Genomic DNA, 23,248 nt, shown 5'->3' with positions numbered 1-23,248 from the left:
CAGTTCCGTATCCATGCGGCAATATTTTCGGGGACTCTTCGTTAATCCAGGTCGTACAATCCGGGCAGGCCGAGCAGGCCCTCCAGTTCTTCCAGCGCGGCGGCGCATTCGATCGCCAGCTGCGGGTCGGCCAGGTCCTTCGGCTCGACGCGGTCGCGGTAGTGGCGCTCGACCCAGGGCACCAGTTTCGCGTAGAGCTCCTCGCTCATGATCACGCCCTGGTGCATCGCGGCCGCTTCAGTGTCGGTCAGCGCCACGCGCAGGCGCAGGCAGGCCGGGCCGCCGCCGTTGCGCATGCTCTGGCGCAGGTCGAACTCGATCAGTTCGTCGATCGGGCCGCCGCTCGCGACCAGCCCGCCCAGGTAGCGCGAGACCGCGGCGTTCTCGCGGCATTCGTGCGGTACCACCAGCGCCATGCGGCCATCCGGTTTCGACAGCAGCTGGCTGTTGAACAGGTAGCTGGCCACCGCGTCCGCGACCGGCACCATGCTGGTATCGACACGCACCGCGGCGAGGTCGGCGTCGACGTTGGCGAGCGCACGGCGCAGCGCGTCCAGGGTCGCGGTCTCATCCAGAAAGGCCTGCTCGTGGTAGAACAGCACGTTGCCGTTGCCGACCGCGATCACGTCGTTGTGGAACACGCCCTGGTCGATCACGTCCGGGTTCTGCGAAGCGAACACGGTGCGCGCCGCATCCAGGCCGTGCAGGCGGGCGATCGCCTGCGAGGCTTCGAGGGTCTGGCGCGCCGGGTATTTTTTCGGGCTCGGTGCGGACGGGTCGAATTCCACCCGGCCGTAGACGAAGAACTCGACGCCGGCGGCGCCGTGGGCGCTGGCGAAGCGGGTGTGGTTGGCCGCGCCCTCGTCGCCGAATGCCGGGGTCGACGGCAGCGGCTCGTGCACCACGAAGCGGTCGCTGTTCGCGAACAGCGCGCGCAGGGTGCGGGTCGACTGGATGTGCTCTTCGGCGCGGTGCAGCTTGTTGTTCAGGTTGGCGGCCGTGAAGTGCACGCGGCCGTCCGCGGTGTCGCTCGACGGGCTGACGGTGGCGGCGTTCGCGGTCCACATCGGCGAAGCGGACCAGGCGCAGGCCAGGATCACCGGCGCTTCGCGCCAGGCCTGGGCCAGCACGTCGGCGTCCGTGCCGCTGAAACCAAGGCGGCGCAGCAGGCGGAAGTTCGGGCGCGCCTGCGGCGGCAGCACGGCCTGCGCGAAGCCGCGCGCGGCCAGCTCGCGCATCTTGGCCAGGCCCTGCAGGGCAGCCTGCCTCGGGTTCGACGCGCTCTTCACGTTGTTGAAGGAGGCGACGTTGCCGAAGGAGAGGCCGGCGTAGTTGTGCGAAGGCCCTACCAGGCCGTCGAAGTTGAATTCGCGGGCATTGAACATATCAGGCGCCATAGTCTTAGAAGCTCAGTCCGGGGGACAGTTTGGCCGGCATTTCCAGATCAGAGGTTTCGATCGAGGCGACCGGATAGGCGCAGTAGTCGGCTGCGTAGTAGGCACTCGGGCGGTGGTTGCCCGACTTGCCCACGCCGCCGAACGGCGCCGAGCTGGCTGCGCCGGTGGTCGGGCGGTTCCAGTTCACCACGCCGGCCCTGGCCTTGACGGCAAAGCGCTTCCACAATTCTTCCGACGGCGACAGCAGCGCGGCGGCCAGGCCGAACTCGGTGGCGTTGGCGGCCTTGATCGCGCTGTCGAAATCGGGCACGCGGATGATCTGCAACAGGGGGCCGAACCATTCCTCGTCCGGGATGCCCTGCACGCCGGTGACGTCGACGATGCCGGCGGTGACGAAGCCGTTGTCCGGATCCAGCTGGCGCATGCGCAGCAGCACCTTGCCGCCCTTCGCTTCCATCATCTGCTGGGCTTCGACCAGGCGCCCGGCCACCGCGCTCGATACCACCGGGCCCATGAAGGGTTGCGGATCGGCGTTCGAGGGGCCGACCACCAGCTTGCCCGCCACCTCGACCAGGCGGTCGATGAAGGCCTGGCCCTGGGGGGTGTCCTGCACGATCAGGCGGCGCGCGCAGGTGCAGCGCTGGCCGGCCGAAATGAAGGCCGACATCACGGCGTGGTGGACGGCGGCATCGAGCTTTTCCTTCTGATCGTCGACGTCCCACACCACCAGCGGATTATTACCGCCCATTTCCAGGGCCAGCATCTTGCCCGGCATGCCGCCGAACTGCTTGTGCAGGGCGGCGCCGGTCTGGCTGCTGCCGGTGAACAGCACGCCGTCGACGTCCTGGTTGGCGCCCAGCGCAATGCCGGTCTCGCGGCCGCCGTTGACCAGGTTCAGCACGCCTTTCGGCAGGCCGGCCTGTTCCCACAGCCGGACCGTGCGCACGGCGGTGCGCGGCGCATATTCGCTGGGCTTGAAGACCAGGGTGTTCCCGGCGATCAGGGCCGGCACGATGTGGCCGTTCGGCAGGTGGCCGGGGAAGTTGTACGGGCCGAAGACGGCGAACACGCCATGCGGGCGGTGGCGCAGCACGGCATTGCCGTCGGCGACCTTGGCGGCGCTCTCGCCGGTGCGCGCGCCGTAGGATTGCACCGAGATGTCGACCTTGTTGGCCATGGTCGTGACTTCGGTGCGGGCTTCCCACAGCGGTTTGCCGACTTCCTCGGCGATGATCGCGGCCAGTTCCTCGTTGTGCTCCTTGAGCAGGTCGCGGAAGCGCTGGCAGATCGCGATGCGCTGCTCGAGCGGGGTCAGGGCCCAGTCTTCGAAGGCATCGCGCGCCGCCTGCACCGCGCGGGCCACGTCGTCGGGGTTCGATTCCTTGCTGGTCCAGGTCTGGCGGCCGGTCGACGGATCGATGGTGACCAGTTCCTGGCCGCTGCCGGCGAGCCATTCGCCGCCGATGTAGTTAGACAGATTAGCCATTCGTATTCTTCCTTACATTGAGTGACAGCGTGCGCACGGGGTCGCCCGCCTGGCAATGCAGCAGCTGCAGTTCGCGTACCGACAGCGCCACCTTGGTGCCGCCATCGCAGGTTTGCGCGAGGATCATGCGGAAATCGCCGAGCTTCGTGTTCGAGACCAGGGTGGTGTCGCACTCGCCTTCCGGCGCGCCTTCCTCGGCCACGGTCAGCACGCTGTCGCGCACCGCGCGCAGCTCGGCCACGCGGCCCTGCAGCACCGGACCGGCGTCGAAGATGTCGACGTAACCCTCGTAGTGCATGCCTTCCTGCTCGAGCAGCTTCCTCGCCGGCAGCGTCGAGCGGTGCACCTGGCCGATCACGGCCTGGGCGTCTTCCGGCAGGTAGGCCACGTACAGCGGCTGGCGCGGCATCAGCTCGGCGATGAAGGACTTCTTGCCGATCGCGGTCAGGCCGTCGACGTGATCGAAATCCATCTTGAAGAAATGGCGGCCGAGACCCTCATAGAACGGCGAAGTGCCGTCCTCGGCCTGGAAGCCGCGCATCTCGGCGATGATCTTCTCGGTGAACAGGTGCTGGAACTGGGCGATGAACAGGAAGCGGCTCTTGGAGAGCCACTTGCCGTTATGGCCGGTGCGGTATTCCGGCATCAGGAACAGCGAGCACAGTTCGCTCGAACCGGTCAGGTCGTTCGACAGGTAGAGCGTGTCCATGCGGGTGAACACGCCCAGCTCGCGGCTGGAATGGACCAGGGTGCCGATGCGGTAGTTGTAGAACGGTTCGGTGAGGCCGACCGCGCCCTTGATGGCGCACACGCCGGCCAGGCGATGGTTGGCGGTGTCTTCCAGCACGAACATGTAGTCGCGCTGTTCCGGCGGGATGGTCTGGGCGAAGGAAGCGACCGCGGTGTTCACGCGTTCGCCCAGCATGTCGCGGTCCGGTTTCAGGGTCGTCATGCCGCTGCCGACCTGGCGCGCCATCTCGATCAGCGGATCGACGTCGTCCAGGGTGATTGCGCGAATCAAGAGCATGGGTCGGTTTCCTTTAAATGCGCACGCAGATGACGTTATCGCCCGGCGCGACGCCGAGCGCCTGCTGGGCCCAGGCGGGCAGGCACAGCGCCTCGCTGCTTTCGGCCGGCGCGCAGGACACGACGATGGCGCGGAACTTGCGCTCGCTGCTGGCCACCGCGTAGCTGGCCATGGTGTCCGGTGCGCCCGGCGGCTGGTCCTGGGTCGCGACGCGGCGCACCATCGAGCCGCGGAAGGAGCGCAGCGCGTTCTTATGCGCCTGCAGGATCGGGCCGCCATCGAAGATGTCGATGTACTCGTCGGCCTCGAAGCCCTCCTCCGTCAACAAGTCGAACGCCAGCTGGCCATCCGGGTGGATCTGGCCCATCGCCGCCTGCGCCGGACCGGGCAGCAGCGGCACGTACACCGGATAGTGCGGCATCAGCTCGACGATCAGGGTGCGGTTGCGGGCGCCGCCGATGGTACGTTCGGCATCGAGAAAATCCATCTTGAAGAACTTGCGGCCGAGCGCATCCCAGAACGGCGACTGGCCGTGGTCGTCGGTAACGCCGGCCAGCGGCACGAAGAAGCGGTCGCCGAAACGGTGCGGCGCCAGCACGGCGTACAGCAGCCTGGCGCGCGACAGCAGGGCCGCTTCGGGGCCGGCGCGGTAGTTGGCCTTGTTGCGGTGGTGGATCGTGAAGCCCGACAGCTGCGAGTAGGCGGTCAGCTCCGAGCACAGGGTCAGCGCATGCACGCTGTGGCTGATGTTCAGGTCGCGCGAGACCTGCTGGATCACATCGTTACGGAACGCGAAATAGGTACCGTTCGAGCCGGCCGAGGCGTGGATCGAGGCGGTGCCCACCAGTTCATGGTGCTCGAGGTCCTCCAGCACGAACAGATAGGTTTCCTCGCTGGGGATGTCGACGTGGGCCGCGAACGAGGCGCTTGATCGCTCGACCAGGGCGGCGATCTTCTCGCGCGTGCGCGGCAGGGTATGCACTCCCGGCATGGCGGTGGCCAGCAGCGCCTCGAGGGCGCCGACATCCGCGGGCTCTACCGGACGGACAACATACATGGGAACTCCCGATCAAGAGTCAGGCAGGCCGGCTGCGTCGAAGCAGCCGGCGGATGGCGCGTATCAGCCGGCGATGAAGGCTTGGGCGGCGTCGCGCATGATGCGGTCGGCTTCGAGCAGCTGGGCGTCGCTGACGACCAGGGCCGGCGCCAGGCGCACGACGTCGGGGCCGGCGATCAGGAGCATCAGGCCGAGCTTCTCCGCGGCCTTGGTGTAATCCTTGGCGCGGCCCTTGAAGCCTTCCGCCATCGGCAGGCCGACCAGCAGGCCCTTGCCGCGCGGCTTGCCGAACAGCTGGGGGAAGTCGCTCGACAGTTTTTCCAGCTGGGCGAACAGCTTGGCGCTGGCTTCGTTCACGCGGGCCAGGAAGGCCGGCTGGTTGATCTGCTCGAGCACGTTCAGGGCGACGGTCGCGGCCAGCGGGTTGCCGCCGTAGGTGGTGCCGTGCGAGCCGACGTTGAAGTGCTGGGCGATCTCTTCGGTGGTCAGCATGGCGCCGATCGGGTAGCCGTTGCCCAGGGCCTTGGCCGAGGTCAGGATGTCCGGGGTCACGCCCACGTTCATGTAGTCGTACAGGGTGCCGGTGCGGCCCACGCCCGACTGCACTTCGTCGAACACCAGCAGGGCGCCGGTCTTGTCGCACAGCTCGCGCAGGGCTTTCAGGAATTCGATATCGCCCGGGATCACGCCGCCCTCGCCCTGGATCGGCTCGACAATCACGGCGGCGACGTCGTCAAGGATCGCGGCGCGCGCGGACTCGATGTCGTTGTAGGCGATGTGGTTGATTTCCTGCGGCAGCGGCTCGAAGCCTTCGGTGTACTTCGGCTGGCCGCCGACCGAGACGGTGAACAGGGTGCGGCCGTGGAAGGACGACAGGCAGGACACGATGCGCGACTTGTGCGGGCCGAACTTGGTGTGCGCGTACTTGCGGGCCAGCTTGAGGGCGGCTTCGTTGGCTTCGGCACCGGAGTTGCAGAAGAAGGCGCGGTCGGCGAAGGTCGCTTCCGTCAGGGCCGAGGCCAGGCGCAGCACCGGCTCGTTGGTGTAGCCGTTACCGAGGTGCCACAGGGTATTGATCTGGCGCGTCACGGCGTCGACCAGCACCGGGTTGCAGTGGCCGAGGCTGGAGACGGCGATGCCGGAGGTGAAGTCGAGGTAATGCTTGCCTTCCTGGTCCCAGACATCCAGGCCGGAAGCGCGCACCGGGACCATCGCGGCCGGGGCGTAGGTCGGGACGAGGACCTCGTCGAAAGTCTGGCGTGTAACAGGCCGCGTGGTGACACCCGATTCGAGCTTAGCATTCATGACGTTCATCCTCATCCAAATAAGAGTCGCGCGAACTCCAGCAGCCGCGCCGAGCGACCCATTATAGAAACACGACCCTTGCAGTTCTTTCCAAACTGCGACAGGCATTTTCATTTTTGGACGAGCAACTTTTGCGCTATCTCAAGCAAAATTCGGGGTCAGAGCACTTTATTTTGTCAACTTCTTCAATTTTGCACTTATAGCCAGCCAATGCCACTCATCATCGCCTATCCCGCCGAGAAAAATGGACCTGACCCCGAATTTGGGAAATTACTCAGCGAGTTTGCGCTGGCGTTCTTCGCGCGGGGTGTTGCCGAACAGGGCGCCGAAGGCGGTGGAGAAGTGGGAGCCGGAGGAGAAGCCGCACATCAGGCCCACCTGCACGATCGAGTGGTTGGTGTCGCGCAGCAGCTGGCGGGCGCGTTTCAGGCGCAGTTCGAGGTAGTAGCGCGACGGCAGGCTGCCCAGGTATTGCTTGAACAGGCGCTCCAGCTGGCGCCGCGAGATGCCGGCCAGCTGGGCGATCTCGTCGGTCGAGAGCGGCTCTTCGATGTTGGCTTCCATCAGGGTCACGGCCTCGGTCAGCTTGGGCTGCAGCACGCCGAAGCGGGCCTGCAGGGCGACCCGCTGGCGCTCTTCCTGGCCGCGCACGCGGTCCACGCACAGCACTTCCTTGACCTGGGCCTGGACCGTGGCGCCGAACAGGATCTCGACCAGGGTCAGGGCGAAGTCGATGCTGGCGCCGCCGCCGCAGCAGGTCAGGCGCGCGCCGTCGATCTCGAACAGGTGGGGGCTGAACAGGGCCTGGTCGGCGAAGGTCTCGGCATCCGGGTACAGCGACCACGGCAGCGCGGTGCGCGCGCCGTTGAAGGCGCCCGCCTCGGCCAGCCACAGCACGCCGGCGCCCACGCCTCCCCAGCAGGGCGCGGCGCGGCAGCGCTGGGCCAGCAGGCGCATATTGGCGGGCCGCAGGCCGGCCTCGGCTTCATCGGCGACCAGCAGCACCAGGTGCCAGTGGCGCTGGCCGTCGCCGCCGAATTTATCGGGCGTGCGCACGTCGACGATCAGACGCTGCGGCCCCACCATCTTGGCCGCCAGGCGCAGCGGCTGCACGATCCCGGCCCAGGTCAGGGAATCCGGCTCGCCGGCATTCACCAGCAGCACGCGCAAGGGCGCTTCCTGCGCGAGGCTGGACAGTTCAGCGTGCGACATCGAAACGATGCGGAACAGGGGTCGGGATCATCACTCGGGGGCGAGCGCGCCCGCCGGGCGGCTCTCGGTATTCCATTGACTGACAATCATACCGGAGATCAACAGGGCGGCGCCGAGCCAGCCGCGGGCCGTCATCGCCTCGCCCAGCCAGAAATAGCCGAAGAAGGCCGCCGCGCCCGGCTCGAAGGCGTAGATCACGGCCGCCTCGTTGGCGCTGGTGCGCGACTGGCCCCAGACCTGCAGCGAGATGATGGCGGCGGTGCAGACCACGCCCAGGTAGGCGAAGTTCGGCCAGTAGGCCAGCAGGTTGGCGCCGACGTAGCGCCAGTAATTGTTGGCGTCCTCCAGCACGCCGACGCCGCGCGGCACTTCGCGCAGCAGCAGCCACGCGGCCGCGCACACGGCCACGGTGCCGATCTGGGCCGCCGTCACGCTCAGCAGGCGCTTGGCGGTGCGGGTGCGGATTTCCATGATCTTGACGTAGGCGCCGAAGCAGAAGGCGCCCAGCAGCGCCAGCGTGTCGCCCGTGCCCCAGGCGCCGCCGTCCCAGCACAGGGCGGCCAGGCCGGCCACCGCCAGCACCAGCGCGAGCACGATGCGGCGCTCCGGCAGGCGTCCGCCGAGGATGCCCAGCAGCGGCACCACCAGCACGTTCAGGCCGGTGATGAAGGCGTTACGGTTCGAACTGGTCAGCGCCAGGCCCTCGACCTGGAACAGGTAGCAGAAGAACAGGACCAGGCCCAGCAACACGCCCGCGCGCAGGTCGCTCCAATGCGCGCGCCACAGGAAGGGAGACAGGATGACGACCGCCAGCGCGAAGCGCGTCAAAATGATCCACACCGGCGAAAAGGTCGCGGTGAGGTCTTTCATGGCCGGGAAGGTCGTGCCCCACACGAGGACGACGAGGATGAGGGCGGCAATGCCGCGCAGCTGCTGGGTCATGGCGATATGGTAACTGTCCCGGCCGCAAAACGCGAATCCCGGGCGGCGACCCTCAGGGCGCGCCGACCGCTATAATCCGATCCAGTTCACAAGAAAGGAAGACCAACCCGTGAAAACCGCCCTGCTCGAAGGTAAAAAGCCCGCCCATTTCGACAAGCACATCATCGGCAACCTGCTGCTCGACGTCGCCCCGCCCGACGAGGTGAAGCAGGAAAAGATGCTGATCGGCGTGCGCAACGAAGCCGGCGAAATCTATCGCCTGATCGGCGCCACCAAAATCAACAGCTTCATGAACGCCGTCGAGGAATTGTTCGACCTGGGCCTGGTCGACGAGCTGCAGGATACGGAAGAGCCGAAAGATGGCTGCGACGCCATTTTCAGCGAGCCCTGAGCCGTATAATATTTCCCCATGGATAGACTCGACGCCCTCAAGAGCATTGCCGCGCAAGCCGCGCGCGGCGAGCTGGCTTTCCCGACCCACGTCAACGCCACGCTCAAGCTGCAGCGCGCGCTGAGCGATCCCGACTGCCACGTCGAGGAAGCCGCACGCCTGGTGCAGACCGAGCCGCTGCTGGCCGCGCGCACCGTCGCCATCGCCAACTCGGCCGCCTATAACCGCGCCGGCAACGACGTCACCAACGTCCGCGCCGCCGTGCAGCGGGTCGGCTTTCGCACGCTGGGGGCGCTGGCCGCCTCCATCATCGTGCGTCAGCTGGCCAGCGGCGTCAGCGACCCGCTGCTGCGCGCCAAGGCCGACCAGCTGTGGCAGCACTCGGCCAACGTCGCCGCGCTGGCGCTGGTGATCGCGCGGCGCGTCTCCTTCGTCGATCCGGACACGGCGATGTTTGCCGGCATCGTGCACGAGGTCGGCGGCTTCTACCTGCTGTCGCGGGCAGGCGAGTTCCCCGGCCTGCTGGACGGCGGCGCCGACGAATGGATCGAGCACGGCCAGATCGAGATCGGCCGCGGCGTCCTGCTCAAGCTGGGCGTCCCGGGCCCGGTGACGGATGCGATCGAAGCCTTGTGGAACGGCATGCGCGCCCTGCCGCCGGAAACCCTGGGCGACACCCTGATGCTGGCCAAGGACCTGGCCCCGGTTCCCTCTCCCCTGCTCGAACGCCCGGGCTTCAGCCCGACCCAGGCCAGCGCCACCATCGACTTCGCGGTCGGCGACGGCACCCTGGCGCTGATCGTGCAGGAATCGGAAGACGAAGTGCGCAGCCTGGTAACGGCGCTGGACTGAAGTCCTCAGCCAAAGCGCAACAAGGCTTTGTCCGCGCCAGGCCGGCCTGCATGCGCGAGCGCGCTGCCGTTCCACGCGGCTCGCCGAACGGTAGATGCCCTGCACCGCCACCGCTCCCTGCCGCAGCGCCCACTGTCCCAGCAGTTCGGCGGTTTCCAGGCTGAGACTTTCGGCAGGCAATAAGCAGGCAAAAAAAAGGCGCTGTTCGCGCCAAGTGTGGAATCTTTTCCGTAAGCCTGCGGTCCAATGTCGACCTGAACCGTTGACGGAGACGCCATGCAAGCACGGCAGTTCGAGCAGTTCCTGCAACGCCTCACCAGCTTGACCCGGCGGCAACGCGCCCGCCTGCTCGAACTGCTGCAATCGGTGGCCGGCCTCGACCGCGTACTTGAGATCGTCGAACAGCCCGCTGCACCACCCTTTTGCCCGCATTGCCAGGCCAGCAAACCCTATCGTCACGGTCATGCACATGGACTGCAGCGCTACCGCTGCCGCAGTTGCCGTCGCACCTTCAACCTGCTCAGCGGCACACCGCTGGCCCGGCTACGCTACAAAGGGCAATGGCTCGACTACCTCGGCGGCATGCTCGACTCCCGCAGCGTGCGCCGCGCGGCGCGCGAGATCGGCGTGGCCAGTGCGACCAGCTTTCGATGGCGTCACCGCTTCCTGGCCTTGAGCAAGGATGACCGCTCGCAGCGCTTGAGCGGTATCGCCGAAGCCGATGAGATGTATGTGCTCGAATCGCACAAGGGTTCCAGAAGCCTCGGCCGTCCACCACGAAAGCGCGGCGGCAAGGCGACAAAGCGTGGGATCTCGAACGAGCAGGTGTGCATCCTCGTCGCGCGCGATCGCAGCGGCCAGACCATCGACGCCGTGACCGGCAAGGGAAGCGTCAGCAAGCGTCAGCTATTGCAACACCTGGGGCCAAGGCTGGAGCGCGACGTGCTGCTGGTGACCGACAGCCACGCCGCCTATCCGGCATTCGCGCGGGAGCTCGGGATCTCACATGAGGCCATCAACGCGAGCGCCGGCGAACGAAGGCGCGGTGCGCTGCACATCCAAAATGTGAACGCGTACCACAGCCGGATGCGCGCCTGGCTGCTGCCTTTCCGCGGCGTCGCCAGCCGCTATCTGCCCCATTACTTCGGCTGGCGCTGGGCGCTGGATGGGCGGCGGATCGCCAGTGCGGATGCCTTTTTGAGAGCGGCTCTGGGCAGATTCAACACCTAGCGCGAACAGCGCCAAAAAAAAACCCGCTCCAGGGAGCGGGTAAAGTCCAAAACTAGGGATGTCCTGAAAGAGACGAGTCCATCTTAGTTCCCTGAACCTGAGCACTCTGTGCGCGAACTCACATTTGTTAAATTTTTTGATCTAAATCTTGAAATAATTCTGCAATGCCGTTTAGGCAAAAAAAAACCCGCTCCAGCGGAGCGGGTGAAGTCCAAAACTAGGGATGTCCTGAAAGAGACGAGTCCATCTTAAGGCCGCCGTAAGATGACACTCTGTGCGTTGTTTCACACACCTGAAGAAATCGTACGAAATAAACAAAAAGCCGCCGAGGCCAGGGCCCGGGCGGCTTTTTCCGTATTGACGACGATTACACGACAGCGCCGTCGGTCTCGTCGCGTTCCTTGATCGGCTTGATCAGGTCTTCGCGCTTGACGCCCAGCCACATGGCGATCGCCGCCGCCACGAACACGGACGAATAGATACCGAACAGGATACCGATCGTCAGCGCCACGGCGAAGTAATGCAGGGCTTGGCCGCCGAAGAACAGCATCGACAGCACCATCATCTCGGTACAACCGTGGGTGATGATGGTACGCGAGATGGTGCTGGTGATCGCGTGGTCGATGACCTCGGTCACGCTCATCTTGCGCTGCTTGCGGAAGGTCTCGCGGATCCGGTCGAAGATCACGACCGATTCGTTGACGGAGTAGCCCAGCACCGCCAGCACCGCGGCCAGCACGGTCAGCGAGAATTCCCACTGGAAGAAGGCGAAGAAGCCCAGGATGATCACGACGTCGTGCAGGTTGGCGACGATCGCCGCCACCGCGAATTTCCACTCGAAGCGCACGGCCAGGTAGATCACCACGCCGATCACCACCATGATCAGCGCGTTCAGGCCGTTCTGCGCCAGTTCGTCGCCGACCGAGGGGCCGACGAATTCGACGCGCTGCAGGTGCACGGCTTCCTTGCCCTCCGCGGTGAAGCAGCTGGTACGGGTAATGTTCTCGCCCTTCTCGGTGGTCTCCTGGACCTGCTTCGGCGTACCGTTCTCGGCCGCGCAAACGGCGTTGAACACGGTGGTCGAGGCGGTCGCACCCGGCAGGTCCTTGCGGATCGGCAGGCGCATCATGATGTCCTGGGCCGTGCCGAAGCTGGTCACCTCGGGCTGCTCATAACCGATCTTTTCCAGCGTGTGGCGGATCTTTTCCTGGTCCGCCGCGTGCGGGTAGCGCAGCTCCATGGTGGTGCCGCCGGTGAACTCGACCGAGTAGTGCAGGGGCCGGGTCACCAGGAAGAACACCGCGGCAACGAAGGTCAGCGCCGAAATCACGTTGAAGATCAACGCGTGGCGCATGAACGGGATGTCCCGTTTAATCTTGAAAAATTCCATGGCTTTCCTCGCTGCTTATTTCTTGGCCGCGGACTTGGCGCCCGCTGCCGTGATGCCCGGTTCCCAGACGGTACCGATGGCGATCTTGCTCAGCTTCTTCTTGCGTCCGTACCACAGGTTCACGACGCCGCGCGACAGGAACACGGCCGAGAACATCGAGGTCAGGATGCCCAGGCAGTGCACGACCGCGAAGCCGCGCACCGCGCCCGAACCGAACACCAGCAGGGCCACGCCGACGATCAGGGTGGTCACGTTCGAGTCCAGGATGGTCGCCCAGGCGTGGCTGAAGCCGGCCGAGATCGCCGCCTGCGGCGTGTTACCGGCACGCAGTTCCTCGCGGATGCGCTCGTTGATCAGCACGTTGGCGTCGATTGCCATACCCAGCGCCAGCGCGATTGCGGCGATGCCCGGCAGGGTCAGCGTGACTTGCAGCATCGACAGTAGGCTCAGCAGGAACAGCAGGTTGCAGGCCAGCGCCACCACGCTGAAGAAGCCGAACAGCTGGTAGTAGATGATCATGAAGATCGCGATCGCCACGAAGCCCCACACGGTCGAGTGCAGGCCCTTGGTGATGTTTTCGGCGCCCAGCTGCGGGCCGACCACGCGTTCCTCGACGAATTCCATCGGTGCCGACAGCGCGCCGGAGCGCAGCAGCAGGGCCAGCTCAGCCGCCTTCTCCGCCGACGGCATGCCGGTGATCTGGAACGAGGCGCCGAATTCGCCCTGGATGGTCGCGTTCGACAGCACGGTGTACTTGCCTTTTTCCAGCAGCAGCACGGCCATGCGCTTGCCGACGCGCTCGCGGGTCATCTGGCGCATCTTGCGGCCGCCTTCGGCGTTCAGGCTGATGCTGACGACCGGCTGCTGGTTCTGCTGGTCGAAGCTGGCCGTCGCGCTGGTGATCGATTCACCGCCCAGGAACACGTCCTTCGACACCACGGCCGGTGCGCCCGGACCGGTGGTGAACAGTTCCGAATTCAGCGGAACCGCGGCGCTCAGCTCGGTGCCCGGGGTGACGGTATCGTCGACGGTGCGGAATTCCAGGGTCGCGGTGCGGCCGATGATGTCTTTCGCATGGGCCACGTCCTGCACGCCCGGCAGCTGCACCACGATGCGGTCGCGGCCCTGCTGCTGGATCACCGGCTCGGTGGTGCCGAGTTCATTGATACGCTTGCCCAGGGTCGAGATGTTCTGCTTCACGCCCTCCTCCACGGCACGCTGCAGCGCTTCCGGCTTCAGGGTCACGACCAGCTTCAGGTCGGTACCGTCGGTGGTATCGGCGAAGGTCAGGTCCGGATCCTGGGCCAGCACGTTGCGCGCCTGGGTACGGGTGTCGGTGTCCCGGAAGCGGACTTCGATGCGGTTGCCGATGCGGTCGATGCCGGCGTGGCGCACGTTCTTGTCGCGCAGCTGGCCGCGGATGGTCGTTTGCAGGTTCTTGATGCGGCTTTCCTGGACCGCCTTGGAATTCACCTGCAGCAGGAAGTGCACGCCGCCGCGCAGGTCCAGGCCCAGGTTCATCGCCTGCGCGCCCAGCTTCTGCATCCACATCGGGGTGTTCTTCGCCAGGTTGACGGTGACGATGTAGTCCGGATCGGTCGGGTCGCGGTTCAGGTCGCGCTCGAGGGCGGTCTTGGCCTTGAACTGGGCATCGGTGGACGCGAAGCGCGACCGCACGGCGGTCGTGTCACCCGAACCTTCGAGGCTCACGGCTTCCGGCGGAATGCCGTCGCGCTTGAGCGCCGCGGTCACCTGGGCCACGGTGTCGCTGTTGATCTTGACCGTCGCCTTCGAGGTGGTGACCTGCAGCGCCGGCGAATCGACGAAATAGTTCGGCGCCGTGTACAGGAGGCCCAGCAGCACCGCCACGAGGATCAGTATGTACTTCCAGAGGGGATAGCGATTCATGATGTTCCAGCGTTCAGAATTGAGCGCGTGCGGCCGAAGCCGCAAGGCTGGTTACAGGGCCTTCAGGGTGCCCTTCGGCAGCAGGGTGGTGACGGCGTTCTTCTGCACCACGATTTCGGTACCGGCAGCCACCTCGATGGTGACATAGCCTTCGGTGACCTTGGACACACGGCCCAGCACGCCACCGATGGTGATCACTTCGTCGCCCTTGGCCAGCGCATCCATCATCGACTTCAGTTCTTTCTGGCGCTTCTGCTGCGGACGGATCATGATGAAGTACATGACCACGAACATGATGATGATCGGCGCGAACGTCGTGAGGCTGCCCATGATGCCAGGGTCGGCGGCGCCGGCGGCGGTTTGCGCATAAGCGTTGGAAATGAACACAAGGACTCCGATTTATAAGAATGTGAAAAAACAAGCGCTGTATTCTAGCACCCGCAAACTGTCAACAGCCAGTTTCCGGCCATGTGGGAGCTGGGTGCCTGATTGCAAGACGTTGTTTGAAAATTAATGCTGACGTGCGTGGGCACGGTGTGCCCACCCTACCAATTGCGCTACCTGTAGGGTGGGCACCCCGTGCCCACGTCGCATGAATTACACGCCGCGAGCGCGGTCGCTATTGAATTGCAGGCGGAACTCGTGGAACTTGTCCGCATCGATCGCGTCACGGATCTCCTGCATCAGGTTCAGGTAGTAGTGCAGGTTGTGGATGGTGTTCAGGCGCGCGCCCAGGATCTCTTTCGAGCGGTGCAGGTGGTGCAGGTAGGCGCGCGAGAAGTTCTTGCAGCAGTAGCAGGTGCAGCTCTCGTCCAGCGGCGCCGTGTCATCCTTGTAACGCGCGTTCTTGATCTTGAGGTCGCCGAAACGGGTGAACAGCCAGCCATTGCGCGCGTTCCGGGTCGGCATCACGCAGTCGAACATGTCGACGCCGTTGGCCACGCCGGCCACCAGGTCTTCCGGCGTACCGACACCCATCAGGTAGTGCGGCTTGTTCTCGGGCAGGCGCGGGCCGACGTGCTCGAGGATGCGCATCATGTCTTCCTTCGGCTCGCCCACCGACAGGCCGCCGATCGCCAGGCCCGGGAAGTTGATGTCTTCCAGGGCCGCCAGCGATTCGTCGCGCAGGCGCTCGTACATACCGCCCTGGACGATGCCGAACAGCGCGTTCGGGTTCTCGCCGCGCTTGAACTCGTTCATCGAGCGCTGGGCCCAGCGCAGCGACATGCGCATCGACTTGGCTGCTTCCTCGGCGGTGGCCGGACGGCCGTCGATCTCGTACGGGGTGCATTCGTCGAACTGCATCACGATGTCCGAATTCAGCGAGCGCTGGATCTGCATCGAGATTTCCGGCGACAGGAACTGGCGCGAACCGTCGATCGGCGAGGCGAACTTCACGCCCTCTTCCGTGATCTTGCGCATCGCGCCCAGCGAGAACACCTGGAAGCCGCCGGAGTCGGTCAGGATCGGCTTGTCCCAGCCCATGAAGGCGTGCAGGCCGCCGAACTTGTCCATGACTTCGGTGCCCGGGCGCAGCCACAGGTGGAAGGTGTTACCGAGGATGATCTGCGAGCCCACTTCCTTCAGTTCAAGCGGGTCCATCGCCTTGACCGAACCGTAGGTCCCGACCGGCATGAAGATCGGGGTCTCGATGGTGCCGTGGTTGAGTTTCAGGCGGCCGCGGCGCGCATGCGACAGGCCGCTCGTATCTTTTTTGAGAAGGGTAAATTCCAGCATTATTCAAATCCATTTAGAACGCCAGTGTGGCGCAAATAATTCGTATTTTTCTGATCTGCAGCCTCAGTCAAGTTCGCTTGAATCCTAGCCTTAAGCGAGTCATACCGGTGAAGTCCAATTATCGTCGGAGCAAACCCTGCGCCACTTGCAGTAAGCAATCTGAGAACCCGCTCGCGCTCTGATCGAAGCATTCCAATCGTCGTAGAATAAACATTTGGATGATAAAAACCAGAATCAATAAAGCGTTTTTTTAGGATTTCAAAAATATTCAAGCGTTTGACGTTTGTTGCATCAAAACCAAAGCCTAAAAAACATATTCTGTCAGCAGATATAAGCGCCTTATGCGCCTGACCAAACTCCGGACTATCATCTCTATGCTCGGCAATAACACGAATTCCCTCAGCAGCAATTTTTATGTCTTTTGCACTCGGGTAAGCAACATAAGACCTGCACCGATCAGCTTCATGGCCGAAGCATGCTAACTCCCCAATCTTCCCATACACGTGGATAATTGGTATTTTTCTCAGATGCTCTGCTGCAACCTCTTCAGTTACTCCAAAAGCGTGCCTGATCGCCAACAAAAGAAACATCTCTAACGAGCGGTCATAGTTAAATGTGACAATCGATAGCTTATTTTTCCCGATATCTTCGAGTGAATCCCCAATTAATTGCCACAAATAGTGATACCAATTATCAGGGTTATCAAAATTATAGAGATTGTGAATATTCTCGCAGCTAATTAACGAAATTGCGATACCAGCCTTACCGATTTCTGCAAATGTCGCACCGCCCTCCATTACTCTTTGATCGCCTCGGCGAGCCAAAAATGCATCAATAGAAGCCATACTAGACTTCAGAAATGCTTCGCAGAAAATGCTAATCTCACGGTCGTCGAACGAGCCATTCTTCTGCAAGGCGAGCATAAATTGCGGGTTACATAATTGCTCCCTCAATTTGGCCCCGGATGGAAATCCATAAGGCATGCTCGCGCCTGCGCCAAGAACTAGCGTCGTCGGAACAGAAATCACTGCATAGCCTTTCGGGTTAGCAGCATCGCATCGCCATAGCTGAAGAAGCGGTATTCGCTGGCGATCGCGTGCGCATAGGCCTTGCGGATCTCGTCGTAGCCGGCAAAGGCCGAGACCAGCATCATCAGGGTCGACTTGGGCAGGTGGAAGTTCGTGATCAGGCGGGTCACCGTCTTGAACTGGTAACCCGGGGTGATGAACAGGCGGGTGTCGCCGCTGCCGGCCTGCAGGCTGCCGGCCTGGGAAGCCGACTCCAGCGCGCGCAGCGAGGTCGTGCCGACCGCTACCACGTCGCGGCCTGCGGCCTGGGCGGCGCGTACCGCATCGACCGTCTCCTGCGAGATCGTGTACCACTCGCTGTGCATATTGTGCTCGGCCAGGTTCTCGACCCGCACCGGCTGGAAGGTGCCGGCGCCCACGTGCAGGGTGACGTAGGCGATGGTGACGCCTTTCGCGGCCAGCTTGTCCAGCAGCGGCTGGTCGAAGTGCAGACCGGCGGTCGGCGCGGCGACGGCGCCCGGCTCCTTCGAATAGACGGTCTGGTAACGCTGCTCGTCGAACTCGTCGGCGTCGTGGGCGATATAGGGCGGCAGCGGCAGGCGGCCGTGGGCCTCGATCAGCTCGAACACGTCGCCCGCTTCTTCTGGAAAATGCAAGGTGAAGAATTCGCCTTCGCGCGCGCCGGTGGTGACGTCGAAGGCGTCGGCCAGGCGGATGCGGTTGCCCGGCTTGGGCGACTTGGACGCGCGGACCTGGGCCAGCACGGTGCGGTTGTCGAGCACGCGCTCGACCAGCACCTCGACCTGGCCGCCGGATTCCTTCTGGCCGAAGAAGCGCGCCTTCAGCACGCGGGTATTGTTCATCACCAGCACGTCGCCAGCGGCAAGCTGGTCGACGATGTCGGCGAAATGGCGGTCGGTGATGCGGTCGCCGTCGAGCTGCAGCAGGCGCGAAGCGCTGCGATCCGGCAGCGGCACCTGGGCAATGCGCTCGTCCGGCAGGACGAAATCGAAATCGGAGAGGGAGTAGATTCTGCTCATGATGGGAAAACGGTGCCAGGAGCCTTACAATATAAGCTCAAGCGTATGCGGCGAACCCTCTATTTTACACCAGCCTTTATGCCCGCAACCAAAGACAAAGCCGCAGCCAAGCCCACGACAACGCCGGTTCAGAAGACCATCGAGAGCAAACTCGCCAAGCTCGGCCTGCGCACCGACATGGACCTGGTGCTGCATCTGCCGATGCGCTACGAGGACGAAACCGAGATCGTGCCGATCCGCGAGGCCTGCCTGCGCGGCGGCCACGTCTCGCAGGTCGAAGGCATCGTCAGCAAAAACGAAATCACGTATAAACCGCGCAAGCAGCTGCTGGTATCGATCGCCGACGAGACCGCGGACATCCAGCTGCGCTTCATGAATTTCTACGGCAGCCAGGTCCAGCAGCTGGCCGAAGGCACCCGCGTGCGGGCGCGCGGCGAGGTGCGCCACGGCTTCTTCGGCGCCGAGATGGTCCACCCGGTTTATAAAGTCGTCAACGAGGGCGCGCCCCTGCCGACCTCCCTGACCCCGGTCTACCCGTCCGGCGAAGGCCTGTCGCAGACCGTGCTGCGGCGCGCGATTTCCGATGCCATGAAGCGGGTCGACTGGACCGACACCGTGCCGCGCGCGGTGCGCGAAAAGCTGTCGCTGGCCGAGTTCCAGCCGGCGGTGCGCCTGCTGCACTATCCGCCGCCGGACGTCGACGAGAACGCGCTGATCGAAAAGACCCACCCGGCCTGGACCCGGGTGAAGTTCGACGAACTGCTGGCCCAGCAGCTGTCATTGAAACGCGCCCAGCAGGCACGCCGCGAAAAGGGCGCGCCGCAACTCACCAGCGTCGGCGCGCTGTCCGGGGCCTTCCTGGAGGCCCTGCCGTTCAAGTTAACCAACGCGCAGCAGCGCGTGGTGCAGGAGATCAGCAAGGACCTGCGCGAAGGCTACCCGATGCAGCGCCTGTTGCAGGGCGACGTCGGCAGCGGCAAGACCGTGGTGGCCGCGCTGGCGGCCGCCCAGGCCATCGACAGCGGTTACCAGGCGGCCCTGATGGCGCCGACCGAGATCCTGGCCGAGCAGCACTTCCGCAAGATCGCGGCCTGGATGGAACCGCTGGGCGTGAAGGTCGCCTGGCTGACCGGCAGCCTGAAAAAGAAGGAAAAGCAGATCGCCAGCGAGATGGCGGAATCGGGCGAAGCCAACCTGGTGATCGGCACCCACGCATTAATTCAGGATACGGTGCAGTTCGCGAAGCTGGGCCTGGTGCTGGTCGACGAGCAGCACCGCTTCGGCGTCGGCCAGCGCCTTACCCTGCGCAACAAGGGCAGCGACGGCCTGGTGCCGCACCAGTTGATGATGTCGGCCACGCCGATCCCGCGCACCCTGGCGATGACCTATTACGCCGACCTGGAAGTGTCCGTGATCGACGAACTGCCGCCGGGCCGCACGCCGATCGTCACCCGCGCGATCGACCAGAACCGCCGCGACGAGGTGATCGAGCGCGTGCACGCCGCCGCGCTGGAAGGCCGCCAGGTCTACTGGGTCTGTCCGCTGATCGAAGAGTCGGAAGCGCTGCAGCTGCAGACCGCCACCGACACCTTCGAGACCCTGGCCGCGTCCCTGCCCGACCTGGTGGTCGGCCTGGTCCACGGCCGCATGAAGCCGGCGGAAAAGCAGGTCATCATGGATGCCTTTTCAAGAGGCGAGGTGCACGTGCTGGTGGCCACCACCGTGATCGAGGTCGGGGTCGACGTGCCGAACGCCTCGCTGATGGTGATCGAGCACGCCGAGCGCTTCGGCCTCTCGCAGCTGCACCAGCTGCGCGGACGCGTGGGCCGCGGTTCGGCGGCCAGCGTGTGCCTGCTGCTGTATCAGAGCCCGCTCGGCCAGGTGGCCAAGCAGCGCCTGATGACGATGCGCGAGACCACCGACGGCTTCGAGATCGCCCGCCGCGACCTCGAGATCCGCGGCCCCGGCGAATTCCTCGGCGCGCGCCAGTCCGGCGAAGCCATGCTGCGCTTCGCCAACCTGGAGACCGACCAGTGGATCGTCGAGCAGGCGCGCGACGTCGCCGCCTGGCTGCTGGGCTCCGACCGTCCGGAAGCGGAAGCGGTCGTCGACGCCCACCTGCTGCGCTGGCTGGGCGGACGGGAAGAGTTCCTCAAGGTCTAACAGCCTAGGCGGTCGGGTCTTCCTTGCTCGTATGGCCGTTGTCGGGCGGGACCTTGATCTTGGCCCGGGTCGGCTTGCTCTTGCCTTTTCCCTTGCCGGCGGCATGCTTCGCAGCGTCCTTCTTTTGCCCGGCCTCGGACCTGGCATCCCTGGTGGCTTTTTTATCGTGCGCGGCGGCGGCCTTGGCGACCTCCGGCGAGGTGCTCGAATCCGGCGTGGTGGTCTGGCCCGGCGCCGGGGCAGGCGTGGTCTGGGCGAATGCGGCGGTGGCGAACAGGCCGGCGATCAGGGTGGCGATGGGTTTTTTCATCTCGATGCTCCTCCACGTTGTCGTAGGCCCTAATGTACACCTGTTGTAAAGACGGCCTGTTCCGCGATTTCTGCCGTCTGTCGCAAACGGATCGCCCGCCCTCCCGTCATCCCCTACAGTGCGCACGTCAATACAACAACAATGAGACGCGCCATGCAAACCACTTATCACAACGAGACCCCGGTTCCCTTCGCCATCGCCTGCGCCGTCGGCCAGTTCCTGCTGACGATCCTGATCCTCAAGTTCGGCTTCAGCCTGGCTCCGCCCGAAGCCTACGGCAAGGTCAAGCTGCTCGCCTTCGCCTCGACCATCGTCTATCCGCTGGTGCTGGCCCATGCCTTCGGGCTGTGGAAGCGGCTGGCGCTCGGCCTGGGCCGCATCCGTCCGGAACCGGTATTCCTGGCCAGCCTGTCGACCGCCGTGCTGTTCCTGCCCTGGGGCCTGCGCAGCGCCGACGGCGGCAAGATCCTCTCCGACTTCACGATCCAGTTGTTCAACGCCTTCGGCGAGGAACTGCTGTTCCGCGGCGTGATCTTCGCGCTGCTGCTGTCGCTGCCGGTATGGCGCGCCATCGTGCTGAACGGCCTGCTGTTCGGCGCCATGCACCTGATCCACGGCTTCATGGGCACCGACTGGAAGACCGCCTGCTGGCAGATGCTGGTGACCTCGATCGCCGGCATGATGTTCACCGCCGTGCGCTACCGCAGCGGCAGCCTGTGGCTCTGCATGGTGCTGCACATGGCGCTGAACCTGTGCATGATGTATTCGAAGGTGCAGGACGCCGCCGGGTCGACGCAATTCCTGGTGGAGCGCGCCGCCAACGTGATCGAGCTGGCGCTGGCGGCCTGGGTGGTCTTCGGCGCGCGCCGGGCGGCGTCGGCGCCGGCCGCGGCCTGAGGGTTCAATCGACCTTGGTCAGCTCGACGCCGTCCACCGTCATCTTCCACTTGCCGCCCTCGCGGTGCGGCGGCTTGCTGACCACGAAGGTGGAGCGGACCAGGCTGACGCCGACGTCGAAATTGTCGCCGTTGAAGCCCTGCAGGTCGACGTGGAGATCCACGTTCCTGCCCGGCCGGTCGCGCTTGTATTCGACCTGGCCGTTCTGCTGGATCTTCAGCCGCATCTTCTCGCCGATCCATTCGCCCACGTAGGCGGATTTGTCGGCGGGCACCGGCACCGGGTCCGCGAAGCTGGGCTGGGCTGCGCACAGGCAGGCGGCGAGCAGGATGGCATGGCGGCGCATGGGGCTTCCTTTCGTTTGTCGGACACCGGGGAAACGGATAGCGAAAAGTATCGATTGCTTCCGTTCGCGATGTCAAACAAATCCGGATATGCATGTCACGCCGGCTGCCCGTAAACGCCATTCCCGCGAAAGCGGGAAGTCGTTCCCGGCAATGCCGGGAACGACATACAAAGGGCAGGCTTACTTGGCCGGCGTAGCGGCAGCAACAGTGGTGTCCTTGTGCGCTTCGGCCTTGGCGGCAGCCTTGTGATGGACCTTGGCGGCCTTGTGCTCTGCCTTGGCGACCTTCACGTCCGCCTTGGCGGCTTCCTTGGTTTCCTTGGCGTCGGCCTTGGCTTCCTTCACTTCGGCCTTGGCATCGACCTTGGCATCGGCCTTGACTTCCTTGACGTCTGCCTTGGCCGCAGCCTTGGTCTCTTTGACTTCAGCCTTCGCAGCCTGCTTTTCCTGCTTGGCTTCGGCCTTCGCCACTGCCGGGGTGGCAGCCGCCGGGGTCGTGGTGGCAGGAGTTTGTGCTGCGAATGCTGCGGTAGCGAACAGGCCGGCGATCAGGGTAGCGATGGTCTTTTTCATGGTGCGATCCTCAGGTTTTGTCTCGTGTAGTCAGGGAAGCCGCGCGGCAGCCGCCATCGGCCGCCGGGCGTAAAACGGAATCAGGGATTACTTGGTAGCCGGTGCCGGGGTGGCGGTAGCTTCCGGGGTCGCTGCGGCGACGGTGGTGTCCTTGTGCGCAGCTTTCTTGGTCTTGTGAGCGGTCTTGTGGGCGGTCTTGTGGACAGCCTTGTGCTCGGCCTTGGCGGCGACTTCCTTGGCTTCCTTGGCATCGGCCTTGGCTTCCTTGACTTCTGCCTTGACGTCGGCCTTGGCTGCGGTCTTGGTCTCTTTCACGTCCGCCTTCGCCACTGCCGGGGTGGTAGCCGCCGGCGTCGTGGTGGCAGGAGTCTGTGCTGCGAATGCTGCGGTAGCGAACAGGCCGGCGATCAGGGTAGCGATGGTCTTTTTCATGATGAAGGGTCCTCAGGGTTATCGGGTTCGTAGTGCACGTCGTTTGCGTGTCACTTGTCCCTAAAACGAGGACCCTCACTGTCCTGTTGACGCTCCTTACAAAGCCTTACCGCGCTGACAAATGCTTACAATCGGCGGCAATCAGAAGCCGTAGCCGTGCCAGGCATCCTTGAAGTCCCTGGCGCGGGCGTCGACGACTTCCGGACGGGCGCGCAGCCACTGCACCACTGCCTCGCGGTCTTCCTCGCCGGGCGAACCGCGCTCGATGTTGGCGATCACGCCTTCGGTCTCGCTGAACGGCTCCTTGCCGCCGAAGCCGCCGCCCAGCAGGCCGCGCTGTTCCAGGAAGCCGAAGAAATCGTTGATGAAGTCGTGGTAAGGCTCGCCGCGCATCGGGCTGTGGAACACGAGTTCGATGTCGAAGCAGTGCTCCTTGAATTCGCCGACGCGCGCCTTCTTGCGCTGGCGGGCATTCAGGCGCCGCATGCGGCTGGTGGTACGGGGATCGCGTTTCATGGTTTTTCT

The 23,248-nt window shown here is 64.4% G+C and carries 23 protein-coding genes; 5 read left to right on the top strand and 18 right to left on the bottom strand.

The window, feature by feature from the left end; genetic code table 11:
• Positions 1-41: 41 nt before the first annotated feature.
• The 7 genes from astB to AC1DOQ_RS09805 all read right to left on the bottom strand — a co-directional run bounded on the left by astB (position 42) and on the right by AC1DOQ_RS09805 (position 8,426).
• A complete protein-coding gene (astB, locus tag AC1DOQ_RS09835) occupies positions 42-1,385 on the bottom strand; it encodes an N-succinylarginine dihydrolase (RefSeq protein ID WP_477362641.1) in 1,344 nt (447 codons plus the stop codon).
• 16 nt (positions 1,386-1,401) lie between these two features.
• A complete protein-coding gene (astD, locus tag AC1DOQ_RS09830; protein ID WP_477362639.1) occupies positions 1,402-2,883 on the bottom strand; it encodes a succinylglutamate-semialdehyde dehydrogenase in 1,482 nt (493 codons plus the stop codon).
• On the bottom strand, positions 2,876-3,910 hold the full coding sequence (gene astA, locus AC1DOQ_RS09825; RefSeq protein WP_477362637.1) for an arginine N-succinyltransferase: 1,035 nt from the start codon (positions 3,908-3,910) through the stop codon (positions 2,876-2,878). Before astA ends, astD begins: the two co-directional genes overlap by 8 nt.
• A gap of 13 nt (positions 3,911-3,923) precedes the next feature.
• A complete protein-coding gene (locus tag AC1DOQ_RS09820) occupies positions 3,924-4,967 on the bottom strand; it encodes an arginine N-succinyltransferase (protein WP_477362635.1) in 1,044 nt (347 codons plus the stop codon).
• Positions 4,968-5,030: 63 nt separating this feature from the next.
• A complete protein-coding gene (locus tag AC1DOQ_RS09815) occupies positions 5,031-6,272 on the bottom strand; it encodes an acetylornithine/succinyldiaminopimelate transaminase (protein ID WP_477362633.1) in 1,242 nt (413 codons plus the stop codon).
• A gap of 270 nt (positions 6,273-6,542) precedes the next feature.
• Positions 6,543-7,484 carry a GlxA family transcriptional regulator gene (locus AC1DOQ_RS09810; protein WP_477362631.1) on the bottom strand — a complete coding sequence of 314 codons (942 nt, stop codon included), beginning with the start codon at positions 7,482-7,484 and terminating at the stop codon, positions 6,543-6,545.
• A 30-nt stretch (positions 7,485-7,514) separates the two neighbouring features.
• The gene (locus AC1DOQ_RS09805; RefSeq protein ID WP_477362629.1) at positions 7,515-8,426 is read right to left on the bottom strand and encodes a DMT family transporter; all 912 of its coding nucleotides are present in this window, start codon (positions 8,424-8,426) and stop codon (positions 7,515-7,517) included.
• Between the two features lie 109 nt (positions 8,427-8,535).
• Between AC1DOQ_RS09805 and AC1DOQ_RS09800 the strand changes: the two genes are divergently transcribed.
• The 3 genes from AC1DOQ_RS09800 (at position 8,536) to AC1DOQ_RS09790 (ending at position 10,899) form a co-directional block, all read left to right on the top strand.
• Complete coding sequence (locus tag AC1DOQ_RS09800; RefSeq protein WP_442123947.1) at positions 8,536-8,817, top strand: hypothetical protein; 282 nt, start codon at positions 8,536-8,538, stop codon at positions 8,815-8,817.
• Positions 8,818-8,835: 18 nt separating this feature from the next.
• Positions 8,836-9,669: an HDOD domain-containing protein gene (locus AC1DOQ_RS09795; RefSeq protein ID WP_477362627.1), complete on the top strand. Its 834-nt coding sequence runs from the start codon at positions 8,836-8,838 to the stop codon at positions 9,667-9,669.
• A gap of 276 nt (positions 9,670-9,945) precedes the next feature.
• Positions 9,946-10,899, top strand: a complete 954-nt coding sequence (locus AC1DOQ_RS09790) for an IS1595 family transposase (protein ID WP_477362625.1) — start codon at positions 9,946-9,948, stop codon at positions 10,897-10,899.
• Between the two features lie 367 nt (positions 10,900-11,266).
• Here AC1DOQ_RS09790 and secF read toward each other — a convergent pair whose 3' ends face one another.
• The 6 genes from secF to queA form a co-directional block, all read right to left on the bottom strand.
• Entirely contained in the window at positions 11,267-12,289 is a 1,023-nt protein-coding gene (secF, locus tag AC1DOQ_RS09785; protein ID WP_442123954.1) for a protein translocase subunit SecF, read from the bottom strand.
• A gap of 15 nt (positions 12,290-12,304) precedes the next feature.
• Positions 12,305-14,197, bottom strand: a complete 1,893-nt coding sequence (gene secD / locus AC1DOQ_RS09780) for a protein translocase subunit SecD (protein WP_477362623.1) — start codon at positions 14,195-14,197, stop codon at positions 12,305-12,307.
• A gap of 51 nt (positions 14,198-14,248) precedes the next feature.
• Complete coding sequence (gene yajC, locus AC1DOQ_RS09775; protein ID WP_477362621.1) at positions 14,249-14,584, bottom strand: preprotein translocase subunit YajC; 336 nt, start codon at positions 14,582-14,584, stop codon at positions 14,249-14,251.
• Between the two features lie 210 nt (positions 14,585-14,794).
• Positions 14,795-15,934 (bottom strand): tRNA guanosine(34) transglycosylase Tgt, encoded by a 1,140-nt coding sequence (gene tgt, locus AC1DOQ_RS09770; protein WP_477362619.1) that lies wholly within the window; start codon positions 15,932-15,934, stop codon positions 14,795-14,797.
• On the bottom strand, positions 15,934-16,962 hold the full coding sequence (locus tag AC1DOQ_RS09765) for a hypothetical protein (protein ID WP_477362617.1): 1,029 nt from the start codon (positions 16,960-16,962) through the stop codon (positions 15,934-15,936). The genes tgt and AC1DOQ_RS09765 overlap by 1 nt, the downstream gene beginning before the upstream one ends.
• Positions 16,959-17,993 (bottom strand): tRNA preQ1(34) S-adenosylmethionine ribosyltransferase-isomerase QueA, encoded by a 1,035-nt coding sequence (gene queA / locus AC1DOQ_RS09760; protein ID WP_477363000.1) that lies wholly within the window; start codon positions 17,991-17,993, stop codon positions 16,959-16,961. The genes AC1DOQ_RS09765 and queA overlap by 4 nt, the downstream gene beginning before the upstream one ends.
• An 87-nt stretch (positions 17,994-18,080) precedes the next feature.
• Between queA and recG the strand changes: the two genes are divergently transcribed.
• Complete coding sequence (recG, locus tag AC1DOQ_RS09755; RefSeq protein WP_477362615.1) at positions 18,081-20,165, top strand: ATP-dependent DNA helicase RecG; 2,085 nt, start codon at positions 18,081-18,083, stop codon at positions 20,163-20,165.
• Positions 20,166-20,169: 4 nt separating this feature from the next.
• On the opposite strand, the gene AC1DOQ_RS09750 is transcribed toward recG, so the two are convergent.
• A complete protein-coding gene (locus AC1DOQ_RS09750; RefSeq protein WP_477362613.1) occupies positions 20,170-20,475 on the bottom strand; it encodes a hypothetical protein in 306 nt (101 codons plus the stop codon).
• A 153-nt stretch (positions 20,476-20,628) separates the two neighbouring features.
• Here AC1DOQ_RS09750 and AC1DOQ_RS09745 point away from each other — a divergent pair, with 153 nt between their 5' ends.
• Positions 20,629-21,372, top strand: a complete 744-nt coding sequence (locus AC1DOQ_RS09745) for a lysostaphin resistance A-like protein (protein ID WP_477362611.1) — start codon at positions 20,629-20,631, stop codon at positions 21,370-21,372.
• Positions 21,373-21,376: 4 nt separating this feature from the next.
• On the opposite strand, the gene AC1DOQ_RS09740 is transcribed toward AC1DOQ_RS09745, so the two are convergent.
• From AC1DOQ_RS09740 to AC1DOQ_RS09725, 4 genes are all read right to left on the bottom strand, one after another.
• Positions 21,377-21,718, bottom strand: a complete 342-nt coding sequence (locus AC1DOQ_RS09740; protein WP_477362609.1) for a hypothetical protein — start codon at positions 21,716-21,718, stop codon at positions 21,377-21,379.
• A 180-nt stretch (positions 21,719-21,898) separates the two neighbouring features.
• A complete protein-coding gene (locus AC1DOQ_RS09735) occupies positions 21,899-22,291 on the bottom strand; it encodes a hypothetical protein (RefSeq protein WP_477362607.1) in 393 nt (130 codons plus the stop codon).
• A gap of 87 nt (positions 22,292-22,378) precedes the next feature.
• On the bottom strand, positions 22,379-22,723 hold the full coding sequence (locus AC1DOQ_RS09730; protein WP_477362605.1) for a hypothetical protein: 345 nt from the start codon (positions 22,721-22,723) through the stop codon (positions 22,379-22,381).
• Positions 22,724-22,864: 141 nt separating this feature from the next.
• Positions 22,865-23,239: a 50S ribosome-binding protein YggL gene (locus AC1DOQ_RS09725; RefSeq protein ID WP_477362603.1), complete on the bottom strand. Its 375-nt coding sequence runs from the start codon at positions 23,237-23,239 to the stop codon at positions 22,865-22,867.
• Positions 23,240-23,248: the final 9 nt, after the last annotated feature.

This window comes from Massilia sp. 01N417, from assembly GCF_056399645.1.
This window is presented reverse-complemented; position numbering and strand designations above follow the sequence as displayed.